The 14,500-nt window shown below is 51.7% G+C and carries 17 protein-coding genes and 2 tRNA genes; 16 read left to right on the top strand and 3 right to left on the bottom strand.

Annotated elements, in window-relative coordinates:
- The first annotated feature begins 138 nt into the window (after positions 1-138).
- Positions 139-396 carry a hypothetical protein gene (locus GOV45_RS10765; RefSeq protein ID WP_170477216.1) on the top strand — a complete coding sequence of 86 codons (258 nt, stop codon included), beginning with the start codon at positions 139-141 and terminating at the stop codon, positions 394-396.
- 368 nt (positions 397-764) lie between these two features.
- Here the strand turns inward: GOV45_RS10765 and GOV45_RS10770 are convergent.
- A tRNA-Thr gene (locus tag GOV45_RS10770) sits at positions 765-839 on the bottom strand.
- Positions 840-922: 83 nt separating this feature from the next.
- On the opposite strand from GOV45_RS10770, the gene GOV45_RS10775 reads away from it, so the two are divergent.
- The 14 genes from GOV45_RS10775 to GOV45_RS10840 all read left to right on the top strand — a co-directional run bounded on the left by GOV45_RS10775 (position 923) and on the right by GOV45_RS10840 (position 9,366).
- A complete protein-coding gene (locus GOV45_RS10775; protein WP_170477219.1) occupies positions 923-1,078 on the top strand; it encodes a hypothetical protein in 156 nt (51 codons plus the stop codon).
- Between the two features lie 6 nt (positions 1,079-1,084).
- Positions 1,085-2,353, top strand: a complete 1,269-nt coding sequence (gene murA / locus GOV45_RS10780; RefSeq protein ID WP_170477221.1) for a UDP-N-acetylglucosamine 1-carboxyvinyltransferase — start codon at positions 1,085-1,087, stop codon at positions 2,351-2,353.
- The gene (locus GOV45_RS10785; protein WP_170477223.1) at positions 2,350-2,826 is read left to right on the top strand and encodes a DUF2948 family protein; all 477 of its coding nucleotides are present in this window, start codon (positions 2,350-2,352) and stop codon (positions 2,824-2,826) included. Before murA ends, GOV45_RS10785 begins: the two co-directional genes overlap by 4 nt.
- A 113-nt stretch (positions 2,827-2,939) precedes the next feature.
- Positions 2,940-4,241 carry a histidinol dehydrogenase gene (gene hisD, locus GOV45_RS10790; RefSeq protein ID WP_170477226.1) on the top strand — a complete coding sequence of 434 codons (1,302 nt, stop codon included), beginning with the start codon at positions 2,940-2,942 and terminating at the stop codon, positions 4,239-4,241.
- Positions 4,242-4,316: 75 nt separating this feature from the next.
- Positions 4,317-4,796 carry a UPF0262 family protein gene (locus tag GOV45_RS10795; protein WP_170477228.1) on the top strand — a complete coding sequence of 160 codons (480 nt, stop codon included), beginning with the start codon at positions 4,317-4,319 and terminating at the stop codon, positions 4,794-4,796.
- A gap of 3 nt (positions 4,797-4,799) precedes the next feature.
- Positions 4,800-5,258 (top strand): low molecular weight phosphatase family protein, encoded by a 459-nt coding sequence (locus tag GOV45_RS10800; protein WP_170477231.1) that lies wholly within the window; start codon positions 4,800-4,802, stop codon positions 5,256-5,258.
- Entirely contained in the window at positions 5,255-5,653 is a 399-nt protein-coding gene (locus GOV45_RS10805; RefSeq protein ID WP_170477234.1) for a ketosteroid isomerase-related protein, read from the top strand. Before GOV45_RS10800 ends, GOV45_RS10805 begins: the two co-directional genes overlap by 4 nt.
- Positions 5,646-6,239, top strand: coding sequence for a GNAT family N-acetyltransferase (locus GOV45_RS10810; RefSeq protein ID WP_170477237.1), 594 nt, complete (start codon positions 5,646-5,648; stop codon positions 6,237-6,239). The genes GOV45_RS10805 and GOV45_RS10810 overlap by 8 nt, the downstream gene beginning before the upstream one ends.
- Entirely contained in the window at positions 6,239-7,114 is an 876-nt protein-coding gene (locus tag GOV45_RS10815) for a carbon-nitrogen hydrolase family protein (RefSeq protein ID WP_170477239.1), read from the top strand. The genes GOV45_RS10810 and GOV45_RS10815 overlap by 1 nt, the downstream gene beginning before the upstream one ends.
- Before the next feature lie 91 nt (positions 7,115-7,205).
- Positions 7,206-7,424: a translation initiation factor IF-1 gene (gene infA / locus GOV45_RS10820; RefSeq protein WP_005978431.1), complete on the top strand. Its 219-nt coding sequence runs from the start codon at positions 7,206-7,208 to the stop codon at positions 7,422-7,424.
- Between the two features lie 11 nt (positions 7,425-7,435).
- Positions 7,436-8,014 (top strand): Maf family protein, encoded by a 579-nt coding sequence (locus tag GOV45_RS10825; protein WP_170477242.1) that lies wholly within the window; start codon positions 7,436-7,438, stop codon positions 8,012-8,014.
- Complete coding sequence (locus tag GOV45_RS10830; protein WP_170477244.1) at positions 8,011-9,033, top strand: ribonuclease E/G; 1,023 nt, start codon at positions 8,011-8,013, stop codon at positions 9,031-9,033. Before GOV45_RS10825 ends, GOV45_RS10830 begins: the two co-directional genes overlap by 4 nt.
- Positions 9,030-9,212: a DNA gyrase inhibitor YacG gene (locus GOV45_RS10835; protein ID WP_170477247.1), complete on the top strand. Its 183-nt coding sequence runs from the start codon at positions 9,030-9,032 to the stop codon at positions 9,210-9,212. The genes GOV45_RS10830 and GOV45_RS10835 overlap by 4 nt, the downstream gene beginning before the upstream one ends.
- A 79-nt stretch (positions 9,213-9,291) precedes the next feature.
- Positions 9,292-9,366: transfer RNA gene (locus GOV45_RS10840), tRNA-Phe, on the top strand.
- Between the two features lie 467 nt (positions 9,367-9,833).
- On the opposite strand, the gene GOV45_RS10845 is transcribed toward GOV45_RS10840, so the two are convergent.
- Together GOV45_RS10845 and GOV45_RS10850 are read right to left on the bottom strand one after the other, a co-directional pair.
- Complete coding sequence (locus GOV45_RS10845) at positions 9,834-10,301, bottom strand: avidin/streptavidin family protein (RefSeq protein ID WP_170477250.1); 468 nt, start codon at positions 10,299-10,301, stop codon at positions 9,834-9,836.
- A gap of 345 nt (positions 10,302-10,646) precedes the next feature.
- Complete coding sequence (locus GOV45_RS10850; RefSeq protein WP_170477253.1) at positions 10,647-12,626, bottom strand: bifunctional 2',3'-cyclic-nucleotide 2'-phosphodiesterase/3'-nucleotidase; 1,980 nt, start codon at positions 12,624-12,626, stop codon at positions 10,647-10,649.
- 799 nt (positions 12,627-13,425) lie between these two features.
- Here GOV45_RS10850 and GOV45_RS10855 point away from each other — a divergent pair.
- Positions 13,426-14,439: an SGNH/GDSL hydrolase family protein gene (locus GOV45_RS10855; RefSeq protein ID WP_170477256.1), complete on the top strand. Its 1,014-nt coding sequence runs from the start codon at positions 13,426-13,428 to the stop codon at positions 14,437-14,439.
- Positions 14,440-14,500 lie beyond the last annotated feature (61 nt).

The following is a 14,500-nucleotide window of genomic DNA, read 5'->3' on the forward strand; positions in this document are numbered from 1 at the left end:
CTTCGTTAATGTCTTCAAATATTGTTTGCAGACCAACTTCTTACAATAAAAATAGACAAAAACGAATTATTGAGTACATTTAACCTTGGCAACTTAGATTACATAGTTGCCGTGTTTTAACCAGTTTTGGGGGAAATTATGAAAAAGACTAAAATAGCTATCATAAGCGCATTTACGGCATCAATGATCCTAGCGGCACCTGCTTTCGCAGTTATAGAAGAGCCAGATCCGGATCCGGAACCAACTATAAGAGGCGATAACGGTTGGGGTAACGGACCCGACAGCACCAACGCTGGAAGCTTTTCCGGAGGCACAGCGTCATCAAAGAGTACAAACGGTACAGATCGGAATGACAGGAATTATCCTGATGCTCTAGATAAGTTCGAAGGGCGTTAAGATTTGTATGGCGGCAGCGTTTTATCGGTGCCGCCAACCCAGAATAATGTATTACAATCAACGATTGTCCAAAAATCTGTGAATTGCGGTTGAGCATTCCAAACTAACCTGTTGGAGATGCCGCAAGCGCTGAAATTGCTGATCGATAACAGAGGCTAACACTTTTGTCGTGTAGGAAAGTGCACAACATTTCTGCAATCTTTGGTCATACATTCAGCCGAAAACCCGTCTACTGTAATGACGATAAATCCAACCTTAAACCAGCCTAAGACTTGCCGCACTTTTGCTGAGCGATGATGTGCGCAATGCATAAGCGCGCTGCTGCGAACGGGGGCGTGGAAAGGGCGATCAGATAAGTGATATTTTCATGGTGCTGCTGGAGAGAATTGAACTCTCGACCTCTCCCTTACCAAGGGAGTGCTCTACCTCTGAGCTACAGCAGCACTGTGGGCGGGTGATTAGACTCAAAAGAAACGTCGCGCAAGGGTGTCTGGACGGTTTTTTGTCTCTGCTGTAGAGAAAGGTAATGGCAGACAAAACTTCACAAAAAAAACTCGGCAAGTCAGACGGTGCGCGTGAAGATCGGCTGAAAGCAGCGCTGAAAGCCAACCTTGCACGGCGAAAAGCGCAGGCAAAGGCGCGTGCGGCGGCAGAGGCTAAGCCGGATCAGAATGAGGAATAAGAGCAAATGGATTCGATATTGGTTACGGGCAATGGGCCGCTCAGTGGTCAGATACCGATTGCGGGTGCAAAAAATGCCTGCCTGACCCTTATGCCTGCGACCTTACTGAGCGAAGACCCACTCACGCTGACAAACGCGCCAAGGCTGAGCGACATCAAAACAATGACGCAACTACTGCAGTCGCTTGGTGCAGAGGTCTCGTCATTGCAGGATGGACAGGTCTTGGCGATGTCCAGCCATGATTTGACAAGCCATACGGCAGACTACGACATCGTGCGGAAAATGCGGGCTTCCAATCTTGTTCTGGGCCCTATGCTGGCGCGCCTTGGGCAGGCTGTGGTTTCTTTGCCGGGTGGATGTGCGATTGGTGCTCGGCCCATGGATTTGCATGTCGAAGGGCTGGAAGCTTTGGGTGCTGAGATTGAGTTGAAAGACGGGTATCTGCACGCCAAGGCCTTGGGGGGACTGAAGGGAGCCGTGCACGAGATGCGTTTTGCTTCCGTTGGAGCGACTGAGAACATTGTCATGGCCGCAACTCTGGCCAAGGGCACGACTGTTCTGAAGAATGCAGCTCGCGAGCCTGAAATCGTGGATTTAGTCAATTGTCTGCGCAAAATGGGAGCCCAGATTGCGGGTGAGGGGACATCAACCATCGAGATTCAAGGCGTCGACCGTTTGCATGGCGCCACGCATCAGGTTGTTTCTGATCGGATCGAACTTGGCACCTATATGCTGGTTCCCGCAATTTGCGGCGGTGAGGTCGAATTGTTAGGGGGGCGGAAATCGCTGGTGGAATCTTTTGCGTCCAAGTTGGAAGAGGCTGGCGTGAGTATTACGGAGACCGCCAAAGGTCTAAAGGTGTCGCGCAAGAATGGGCCAGTGACATCGGTAGACGTCATTACCGAACCGTTTCCGGGGTTTCCGACCGACCTGCAGGCACAAATGATGGCGCTTATGTGCACAGCCCAAGGAGTTTCTGTTTTAGAGGAACGCATTTTCGAAAACCGCTTCATGCATGCCCCGGAACTTGTTCGCATGGGCGCACAGATCGAAGTTCACGGCGGCACGGCGAAGGTCACTGGCGTCGATCAGCTAAAAGGTGCACCTGTAATGGCGACCGACTTGCGGGCCTCGGTCTCTTTGATTTTGGCTGGTTTGGCAGCCGAAGGTGAAACGACGGTCAGCCGAGTATATCATTTGGACCGCGGATACGAACATGTCGTGGGAAAGCTGGAAGGCGTGGGCGCAAAGATTGAACGGATAAAGAGCCAATGACCGATGCGAGTTTTGAAGACGGGCGCGAAGCCCCGCTGAATTTGGGTGCGGAAGACGCGGATGATTTGCAGGTCATTTCGACACTTTCGCAGGATGCTGTATTTCCAGTAACAGAGATGAAGTGGCGGCCTGCAGACCGTCAATTTGCACTGCTGCTGAACCGTTTCCGGTGGGAAGATAAGGATGCCGCAGCCCAACGTGGCCGTTCTTTCGAGCGTGTTCAATCGGTATTGATGTTCGCCTCAGTCCTTTCAGTCGCCAGTCAGGGTATCGATCGAAACGACAAGGATATGATCCTGTCCTTGTTGTCGATCGATTTCGAGCCGGGTGAAGATGGAGCTGGTCAAATACTACTGACATTGGCGGGCGACGGAGCGATAAAACTGCGTGTCGAAGCGGTGGATGCCACACTGAAGGACGTAACCCGCCCTTATCAGGCTCCCTCTGGCCATGTGCCGCGCCATCCGGAATAGATCTCGCATTTTTCATTATCTTCGGAAGGCAAATTGCAGCACTTGCCCAACCGAGGGTTGAGGGTGGCCAATTCGGGCTTTAAGACCCGACTAAACGCTTGAGAGTATATGCCATGCCTGCCTTTCTCGACACCGGTTCACCTGAGTTTGAAGCTTCGTTTCAGGCGCTGATGACTGCTAAACGCGAAGACAGCCCGGACGTTGATGCAGTTGTTGCGCAGATCATTGAAGATGTGCGTAATCGGGGTGACCAAGCGGTGATCGAATTCACTGCCAAGTTTGACCGGCTAGAGTTGACGCCAGAGACCCTGGCATTCAGTGCAGATGAGATCAGCTCTGCTACAAATCTTGTATCAGACGATGATTACAACGCACTTGAAATGGCTGCCGAGCGAATTCGGGATTATCACTCGAAGCAGATGCCGGAAGACCAACAATGGACTGACTCTAATGGTGCGACGCTTGGCTGGCGGTGGTCTGCTGTATCTGCTGCCGGCTTGTATGTGCCGGGCGGTCTGGCTTCGTACCCGTCTTCGGTCTTGATGAACGCGATCCCAGCGAAAGTGGCTGGCGTTCAGAAGTTGGCTATAACCGTTCCAACGCCAGATGGGCAGGTCAATCCGATGGTTTTGCTTGCGGCAAAGCTGGCTGGGGTGGACACGATTTATCGAATTGGCGGCGCTCAGGCTATCGCAGCGTTGGCCTACGGGACTGAAACCGTTGCTCCAGTGGATAAGATTACAGGCCCGGGAAATGCTTTTGTTGCCGCTGCGAAACGGCGGGTTTTCGGCAAGGTTGGAATCGACATGATTGCCGGGCCTTCCGAGATTCTTGTCATAGCCGATAAAGACAATGATCCAGATTGGATAGCGTTGGACCTACTGAGCCAAGCGGAGCACGATGAGAGCGCCCAGTCCATCTTAATTACCGATAATGCGGATTTCGCAAGGGCCGTTGCCCAAGCTGTTGAGAGGCGATTGGAAACGCTGGAGCGCCGCACAATCGCCGGTGCCAGCTGGCGTGACTTTGGCGCCGTGATAGTAGCGCGTGATCTGGATGAGGCCGCCAACCTTTCGAACCGCATCGCGCCGGAACACTTAGAACTGTGTGTCTCAGATCCAAATACGCTAAGCGCCAAGACTATTCACGCAGGGGCTATTTTTCTGGGTCAATACACGCCGGAAGCGATCGGAGACTATGTTGGCGGCCCGAACCACGTTTTGCCAACGGCTCGATCGGCCCGGTTTTCCTCAGGACTTAGCGTGATGGACTTTCTCAAGCGCACGACGCTCAGCCAGATGACGCCCGAGGCGTTACGCGCCATCGGCCCTGCAGCCGCTCAATTGGCCCGATCCGAAAGTCTCGAGGCGCACGGTTTGTCGGTGCAAGCAAGGTTAGATCGACTGAACGGCTAAGACGTCGCGGCAGTCCATTGCCCCGCCGGAACGGTTGATATACTTCTGATCCGAACTGACTGGACCAACCTGAAAATGACCCGCATTTCACAAATCGAACTGGACGACAGAAACCTTCCGCCTCCGACGCCGGAGATCGAGCAAGAGCGCAAGGTAGCGATCTACGATCTGCTAGAAGAAAACTCATTCTCTTTGCCAGCACGGGATGATCGGGCCGTGCCCCAAGGTCCATATCATGTTCAGTTGTCAATACGGGATAAGCGGCTGGTTTTCGATATTTCCACCGAACAGGAAGAAAAGGCGGCTGAGTTTCATTTGTCGCTTGGCCCGTTCAGGCAGGTTGTCAAAGACTATTTCCAAATCTGCGAAAGCTATTTTGACGCGGTCAAATCACTGCCGCCCAGCCAGATCGAAACGATCGACATGGCGCGCCGTGGCATCCACAATGAAGGTAGCCGGGTTTTGCAGGAACGACTTGAAGGAAAGGCAGAGGTCGATACCGACACTGCGCGCCGGTTGTTCACGCTAATCTGCGTATTGCATTTTGGGGGCTGACACGTGAAACCCTTGCCGCAGTCGGTCCTGTTTTGTTGTGACCACAACGCGGTTCGTTCTCCCATGGCTGAGGGTATCATGAAAAAGTTTTATGGCACCGGGACGTATGTTCAATCCGCCGGTGTCTACAACGACATGGAGATCGACGGTTTCTGCATCGCGGCCTGTCAGGAAATCGATGTTGAGTTGTCCCGCCACAGGTCCCGTTCATTTGATGAGATGCAAGATTGGGGCGACGATCTGAGCTCTTTTGACCTGATCGTCGCACTTTCACCAGCGAGCCAACGAAAAGCATTGGAATTAACCCGGATTTTTCATTTGGACGTCGAGTACTGGCCAATCATGGACCCAACCGGAATGGGTGACACACGCGAACAAAAACTGCATCACTATCGTCAGACCCGGGATCAGATCATCCATCACCTAAAGGAAAAATGGGGCGACCCGACGGAGCTACAATGAGCGCGACTATCAAGACCTACTTTGAAGCCTTCAATGCCGGTGATGTCGAAGGCATGTTGGATTGCCTTACGGAAGATATCGCACACCATGTCAATGAAGGTGAGATACGTGTCGGAAAAGAAAAATTTGCAGCGTTCTGCGCTCATATGAACCGCTGTTACAGCGAAAACCTGACTGATATTGTGATATTCGAGGCCGCAGGCGGTTCACGCGGAGCCGCAGAGTTCGTCGTTAACGGCAAATATCTGGAAACAGATGATGGGTTGCCCGCGGCGAATGGCCAGCCCTATCGCTTGCCCGCAGGATCTTTTTTTGACCTCAGCAAGGGAAAGATTACCCGCGTAACGACCTATTACAACTTGTCTGATTGGATCAGGCAGGTTTCCAATGGTTGAAGTGATCGAAGTTCGGCCATTGACCGGTTCTGCATTGAAGGATGCATTGGTCGAAGTTGCGCAGTTGCGGATCGAGGTTTTTCGCGACTGGCCATACCTTTATGACGGCGACTTGGAATATGAACGAATATATTTGCAATCTTATCGCGATAGCAAAGAAGCCATTATTGTTGGCGCGTTTGATGGAGAAAATTTGGTTGGTGCGTCAACAGGGTCCCCGCTGGTCGACCATTCAGAGGATTTTTCAGCCGCATTTGAAGGAACAGCGTTTGATTTGAGCGAGATTTTCTACTGCGCGGAATCTGTGTTGTTGAAGGATTATCGTGGCAAGAGAGTCGGTCACAAATTCTTTGATCTACGCGAAGCACATGCCCGCCATCTGGGATTCTCCAAATCGGCGTTTTGCAGCGTTCAACGGCCTGAGGAGCACCCAATGCGCCCTAAGAATTACCGACCGTTGGATTCGTTTTGGCGTGCGAGAGGGTATCAGCCAATCCAGGGGGTTGTCGCTCAGTTTTCGTGGAAGGATATTGGCAATAGGAACGAGACCGCAAAGCCACTCCAATTCTGGTTACGGGAACTGTGATGATAGTCGCCACCGCCGCATATCCGCTTGACTGGCTTGAAAGCTGGGCGCAGTACGAAGATAAGCTGGCGCACTGGGTCGACGACGCCGTCGAACACGGCGCACAGCTGTTGGTGTTTCCCGAATATGGTGCAATGGAGTTGTCCACGTTGGAAGGGATTGACGTTGCCCGCGACTTGGAACGCTCCATCCATGCTGTGTCAGAACGAGTCGAAGAAACCATCGAACTGCACAGACGCCTCGCCCAGGAGCAAAACGTTTATATTCTGGGCAGTTCCGCTCCGGTCTTGGATGGTTCGGGCCGCCCGGTCAACAGGGCCATTTTCTACGCACCTGACGGTGTTCACGAGCACCAAGACAAGCAGATCATGACCCGTTTCGAACGTGAAACGTGGAACATTGCAGCGGGCGGGCCACTTAAGCTGTTCGATACTGCATTGGGTAAAATCGGCATTCTGATCTGTTACGACAGCGAGTTCCCTTTGCTGGGACGTGCCCTGCAGGACGCGGATCTGATCCTTGTACCGTCCTGTACCGAAGCTCTTTCCGGATATTGGCGCGTTCGCATAGGGGCGATGTCCCGCGCGTTGGAAAACCAATGTGTTTCGGTGATGTCTTCTTTGGTCGGCGAATATGCGTGGTCGGAGTCGGTCGATGTGAATACAGGGATGGGCGGCGTGTTTGGGCCGCCTGACGTTGGGTTCCCTTCAAACGGTGTCTTGGCAGAGGGCACAATGAACCAACCCGGCTGGACATATGCCGAGGTTGATCTGACTGCCATTTCCAACGTCCGAGCGGATGGAAGAGTGCTGAACAGGGCACATTGGATCGAACAGCAGCCCCGAGTCGATTCGGTCACAATCTGTGCTCTTTAAGTGATTCCGCCCTTGAATTAGCGCCCAAATACGCTCATTTAGGCGCACACCTCCGCAGATTCTGCGGGTGCAACGTAATGATGGAGATAACATGGCCAAGGAAGATACGCTCGAATTTCCCGGTGTCGTGAAGGAACTCCTGCCTAATGCGACGTTTCGGGTCGAGCTGGAAAACGGCCATGAGATTATCGCACATACAGCAGGTAAGATGCGCAAAAACCGCATCCGAGTTCTGGCTGGTGACAAAGTACAGGTCGAGATGACCCCCTATGATCTGACTAAGGGTCGGATCAACTACCGCTTTAAGTAACGCAGTTTTCAATGGCGTTCATTCTTGGATCGGGCAGCCCACGGCGGCTGGACCTGCTGTCTCAGCTTGGTGTAATACCCGATATCATCGTTGCGCCCGACATTGATGAAACGCCGATGAAAGGGGAATTACCTGTTCGCTATTGCCACCGAATTACTCGGGCCAAAGTCACTGCTGTCCCCGCAGACCATGATGACATAACCCTTTGCGCGGACACTACTGTTGCTTTGGGTCGCCGCATTTTGGGAAAGCCAGAAGATGCCGGGAAAGCCGCGGAATTTCTGCATTCTTTGTCTGGGCGTCGGCACAGGGTGATCACCTCAGTTGCTGTGCGGCGCGGCGATAAGGTTTTGCAAAGGGATGTGATCAGCCAAGTAAAAGTCAAACGCCTTTCGGATAAAGAGATTAATGCCTATCTCGCGACTGGCGACTGGAAGGGCAAGGCAGGTGCCTATGCGATTCAGGGGCCAGCTGGGGCACTCATTCCATGGATTTCCGGATCTTTCACCGGCATCGTTGGGCTGCCTCTGGCTGAAACCGCTGCGTTGTTGCAAGGTGTTGGATATCCGTTGTACCGAGAGGCGCCATGAAGGGTCGCACAATCGTTCTGGACGAGATTCAAGGACGCAAAGCCGCCGCTTTGATGGTGGATGGCGTTCTGGAGGACTTTCTGATCGCTGCGGACGCTCCGCCCGTCGGTACAATCTATCGTGCGCGGGCAGACCGACCTGTGAAAGGGCAGGGCGGCATGTTCCTGACGACACCTGACGGTTCAGTTTTTCTGCGTCAGGTCAAAGGACTGGCACCGGGCTCCCACATCCTCGTGCAGGTCACGGGGTATGCAGAGCCAGGAAAGGCAATCCCGGTTACCAACCGCCTTTTGTTCAAAAGCCGATATGCGATAGTGACGCCAGATGCGCCAGGTTTGAACATCTCGCGCCGCATTCAAGATGAAGAGCTTCGCGACCAATTGTTGGAAATCGCACATACTCAGATGGCGGACAGCCCCTACGGTTTGATCCTTCGTTCTTGCTGCCTGACATCTGATCCAGAAGAGATTGCGGAAGACATTTCAGCCATGCGCGCGCAGGCTGAGCAAGTCATGTCTGACATCGGAAGTGAATGTGAAACACTCAGCGATGGCGACGACCCACATATATTGGCTTGGCGCGATTGGACTGATCCGGCCGAAGTCGTGACGCGACCTGGAGGTTTCGAAGCATATGGGGTTCTGGACGCCTTGGACGCTGCTTTGGGCGTTTTTGAACCATTGCCGGGCGGCGGTTCGCTCTTTATCCAACCCACACGGGCTTTGGTCGCGATTGACGTGAACACAGGCCGTGACACTTCGCTGGCCGCAGGCACGAAAGCCAATTTTGCATGCGCCAAAACCTTGCCTCGCGCACTGCGAGTTCGGGGTTTGGGTGGTCAGGTTACTTTGGATCTTGCACCTATGCCAAAAAAAGATCGCCGAGGCTTTGAGGCCGCATTGCGCAAGGCGTTTAAATCCGATCCCGAGGAAACGATCCTTGCCGGGTGGACACCTCTTGGTCATTTTGAATTGCAGCGAAAACGTGGTCGCGTACCAGTTTCGGAGACGCTGAAATGAGTTGCCCGATCTGTGGAGAGGACACATTGAAAAAGTTCCGCCCATTTTGTTCAAAACGCTGTGCGGACATAGATTTGGCAAAATGGCTAAACGGGTCCTACGCTGTTCCTTCGCAGCGCGAAGAGGACATGGAAGCAGACGTTGAGGCCAACGTGCCTGGGGTACCCAAGCCACATTGAAAAAATGTGAAAAAGCCTCTGGACACTGCCAGTGCCAAGTCATAGAACGCCTCCACCCAACGGCGGAAGCCGTTCCGGTGCCCGGGTAGCTCAGGGGTAGAGCAGTGGACTGAAAATCCTCGTGTCGGTGGTTCGATTCCGCCCCCGGGCACCATGTTTCTCAATAACCGAATCGTGCAACTGATTTGAATGCACTAAGACGCACTTCCATTGGCCGAAATGGTAAATTATCGCCACGTTTTCATCCAGGGAGCTGAGGCGCTGTTTCGGCTATCGCATTCTTTATATTGCTTATGCGCTGTGATTATTTTGAACAAGATAGCAATCTTTCTGGACCTAAACGTGACAACGATATCGGGCATAAAGTCAGTTATCGTGTGAGACTCGTCGCCTTCTCCAGTAGACATGGCTCGTGAGTTCACGAAGAGAGTGGCAGCATTATTCACATATTGGACTTGATGAATTGAGCAGCCGCTTAGCTGGCAACAAATCAAGTGGCCGAAGGTTGGCTCGGGAAATGCGATCCAACACTTCATTAAAACGCTGGATCGGTTCCGTTTCAAGTTTCTCAAACCCTATCCAGCCCATGGATTAGCTCGGACGTTTGCAATAATTGTCTGGTCAACTCGGCTCAACAACAATGTGATCAGGGTCGCTGCTTAGTCGCGTGAAACGGTCGGTTCCCGACCAGGCAATTACCCACCCATACTGGTCCTCATGTTCTCCGTCTGCAAGATTGGGCACCAAATTCCAAAGCGTCTGCAAAGATTCTCTGGCCGGGTTGTCTGGGTTAGGTAAAATTTGTCCCGCCCATGCTGTAAGCGAGTGAATGTCCCTGTCTCCGGCAAAGTACCTGAAACTTACACTAAATGTGATTTGATCCAGCGTTACATACCCGCTGAGCGGGCTTTTGACATTAAAGGGAATGCTGCCCTTTGCCGTTTGATAAGTCCCGGTTATCCGAAAATGCTCGGTATCGTCAGGCGTACCAGTTTTCTCTGTTACGACGCCCCGAATTCTCATGACAGAACCCTTTTGGTTTTGCCATGTACCTATCCAGCGTGATTGAGCATCAGAATACTCAGACATAAATTATTCTCCTGAATCATAACTAGAAAACCCGTAATCTCTGTCCTAATTCCTCTATTCTACTAATTTAATTGATCGAATAAAGGAATTTGAAAAGATTCAACGCGTTTGACGCTTATGTCTGGGTTTAATGTTTTTAACGTACCTTTTTTGCTTGGTAATTAATTTTGACAATAAATTGAATGGATTTATTTAAATGAATTTATCAAATACGTAATTTTTAAAGACTCACAAACATGAATATCGACAGCTTTATGAACCAAGTTGGTGAGTTCAATGAAAGCTGCCGACTTTAATTGCCGTATTTAAATTAGCCGTCAACGACGGGAGTTTGTCCTGGAGTAGCTACAGCTTGATACGGAATGCAGCGAAGCCATCGGCACCGTCACCGGCATCTTCGATTGAGACACCTTTGACGTCATTTATGTAATCGCGCGCCTTTGGTCCGGTTTCAAACAGGACCGTGGTGTCTTCAATCGGGGCGAATGACCAGTTGGCATCTGCCTTGGGGTCTATCGTGCCTTTTTCGACAATATAGCGGACAATCACATCTCGATTTGTGTCTGGGGCTTCAAAGACGATTGTGTCGCCTTTCGCACCTGGGAAAGAGCCCCCCCCTGAAGCACGATAATTATTGGTCGCAATGATGAACTCCATATCGTCTGTAACTGGCGTTCCGTTAAACTGCAGGTTCACGATCCGAGCAGCCTCGGGGTTTGCCTCTTCACCTTTTGGTCCAAAGCGGGATGGTTGCGACAAGTCGATCTGATAAGTAACGCCGTCCATCACATCAAAGTTGTATGACGGAAAAGACGGGTTGAGCAGAATGGCGTCTTTCGAGCCCGGTTCAACCTGATTGAACATACCTGCCGAACGTTCCAACCAACCGCGAACCTGCGCCCCGTTTATGCGAACTGCCCGCACTGTATTCGGGTACAGATAGAGGTCCGCCACATTTTTTATTGCGACGTCACCCACCGGAACATCAGTATAGTAATCTGGTCCACCGCGGCCACCTGCTTTGAACGGCGCTGCGGCTGACAAAATGGGTAGCCCCTCATGTTCTGTCCCTTTAAGCATCTGCTCAACGTACCATTTTTGTGCGATCGACACGATTTGGACAGAGGGGTCATCTGCGACAAGCGCAAAGTAACTATGCAACGGGGCCGACGTCTTTCCGACCGCCCGCCGGACATATGCCAGCGTTTGATCGTGATCGTCGGCTACCGAATTCAGCACGTTTTGATCATCACCGACCAAGGGGGTGATTGAACGATCCTCATTGCGCTTCGAGATCGGGCGTGCCTCTGAAGTTGTTGTAACGACGCGCCATTCATTCCCGTCGCGCTCAAGCAGCAGGTCTAAAAGACCAAGGTGCGAACCCCAAAATCCACCCATTACAGCAGGTTTGCCCATGAGGGTTCCCTTTTCGACATCAATACCGGGACGATCGGCAAATGTCTCTGACGGAAATACAAGGTGGTTGTGGCCAGTTACCAACGCATCAATCCCGTCAACACCGGCCAAAACAACCGATGCATTCTCCATTCCATCAGAATGTTCAGCGGCACCAATTCCCGAATGAGACAAGGCAATGACCAGGTCGCAGCCTTGCTCCTTCATCTCGGGCATGTAGGCCTGTGCCGTTTCGATAATGTCACGGGCTTGAACGTTGCTTTCAAGATGCTTGCGATCCCAGTTCATGACCTGCGGAGGGGTAAACCCGATCACGCCGATCTTGATCGGATGTCTGGCCCCGTCACCCATTTCGATTTCCCGATCTAGTATGGCGTAAGGTTTAACAAGCGTTTTGTCGTCGCGGGGATTTCCACCCTTTTCCTTTACAATATTTGCCAGAACAACGGGGAAGTCGGCTCCGGCCAAAGATTTATCCAAGAAATCCAGCCCATAGTTGAATTCGTGGTTGCCCAGCGTTGCAGCGTCATACCCCACGGTGTTGAATGCGTTGATAATTGGGTGGCTGTCGCCTTCTTTCATGCCGCGCTCGTAGGCAATATAATCGCCCATAGGATTACCCTGCAAAAAGTCTCCGTTGTCGACTAGCAAGGAATTCGTCGCCTCCGCGCGAATTTCATTGATGATTGAGGCTGTTCGCGAAAGGCCCACTGTGTCACGCGGTTTATCCGCGTAGTAGTCGTACGGGAAAACGTGCACATGGATATCCGTTGTCTCCATGATCCTTAAATGAGCCTGATTGTTGGCTGCTGACGCGGAAAAAGGATGTAACGAGATCGCAGCGGCGCTGGCGCTGGTTGTTACGAGAAACTTACGACGAGAAATTGCACTGAGGTTGGAAAAGGACATCTGACACCTTTCAAGAGTGTTGGGCGACGCGATTTGTGGATGTCTTGCACGACAGTGGTATGACAATAGTCGTTCACGTGACCATTGTGCCGACATCAAAACCACTGTGCCCTTTACAAGCGTATCTTGCAAACCAATGCATGCATGACGGCGACCTGCTCAAAAATACTCAGATACAGTTCATGATATTCCAGCAATGGTGGAATGGTTTGTCGTCAGGGCGGGCGTCTCCTTATTCGAGACTTCGGCGGAATGGTTTTCCCGAGCTGGCGCCAATCACCAGACTGCCTGCATTTATGACTCGAATTCCATTCACAAGGACTGTCTGCACGCCATCAGCAGGTCGGTTTGCGTTCTAAAATTTAGCCAGATTTTCCCGGGCTGCAGGACCAAATACGACAATGCCGGCGCACATCCCGAAATACAGTCTTCACTTTCGTAACTTCGAACTGCGCCGGTCTCGTCAAAGGAAGACCAAAATACCGGGTCAAAGGCGAGATCATTACTGAACGGTGCGTGATGGAAGCATCCAAAGACGCAAAAGCATCGGGATCGATAACTCACCCGCCCAATGGGACCTGGTCATAGTTTTGTGCGAAACTGATTGTGGCAAACATTAAGAATGGTAACTGATCACTCAGTGCAAAACACTATCCCCCGTATCTTCAGTCTGATCACTCTACCTATCCCTCTGTTCCTAATGGCCATATTTCGAAATTTACTTAAAATGGTGATCGAGCCTCAATTGTGTATTGGCCCGGAAAGAATTTGAAGTGCTGCCCTAACAAGGGAATTCCAAATGCGAAATTTTGCTAAGAACCTTGCTCTCGTCTTGATAAGTGTCTGCTTTGCAACAGCCATCGCCGAAGGTCTGTTGCGGTTATCGTTCGGAGCGGAAACGTTCCGTTACGGCTGGGAGGCAGATTACTGGCGAGCTTTGCGAAAGACTGAAGGTTGCTCTGCGCCCGAGCATGGAGATCTCGAAATCGACAAGAATCTTGGGTGGCGGATGCGACGCGGGTACTCGAATGGTGCAACCTCGCATGACGAGAACGGTTACCGCAATTCGACTGGGCGCGTCTTATTCCCCGCTTCCAGACCGATAGTGGCAATTGGGGATTCATTTACTTATGGTCTGGGTTTGCCGGACAGTGCGACCTATTCGTCGCGCCTTCAGGAGTTGACCGGGCGTCGCGTCTTAAATTTTGGCGTGAACGGGTTTGCTGTAGATCAAGCCTTGATGTATTGGGAGAGCGAGGCGCGCGCATTTAAACCGGATCTCGTTGTTTTAGGTTATTTTTCGGACAATTTTCACCGCAACGCTCATCGAATTCGCGGTTTGCCCAAACCGGGATATGATCTTTTGCCGGATGGTAGTCTTGAGGCGTTTGCAGTGGGCAATTGCGATGATCTTGTTGAAGGCGTCAGTTTGTGGCGATTGCCGACCCTAATTCAATGGTCTTTGAGAAAGTTCTTGGATAAAGCCTCGGGTTATCCGGTTCAAATGCTCGAGCAACGTCGAGACCTCAGCCGCGCGGTGCTTTCGGAACTGCGTGACTCGGTTGCTGCTGAAGGGGCGTCTTTGGTTGTTCTGTTGATTCCGCATTGCGCTCATCCGCAGGATGGTGCGTACGGAGATTGGGTGCTCAGCCGTACAAAAACTGATTGCTCGGAACTGGGATTGAATTGCATTGACTTCAGCGACAAAACCAATGTCGAAGATTTCGGAGACAACTGCCATTGGTCGGCGGCCACTAACTCTCTTGCCGCCGAGCGAATTATCCAAATGTTCCCACAATTTAAGGCCGATTGAAGGATCCCGGTACCCACTTCCTGCACAAACTACTCAACAGTCTACTTGCAACTTGGGGAAG

The organism is Ruegeria arenilitoris, from assembly GCF_013035425.1.
In the GTDB taxonomy this organism is placed as follows: Bacteria; Pseudomonadota; Alphaproteobacteria; order Rhodobacterales; family Rhodobacteraceae; genus Ruegeria; species Ruegeria arenilitoris_A.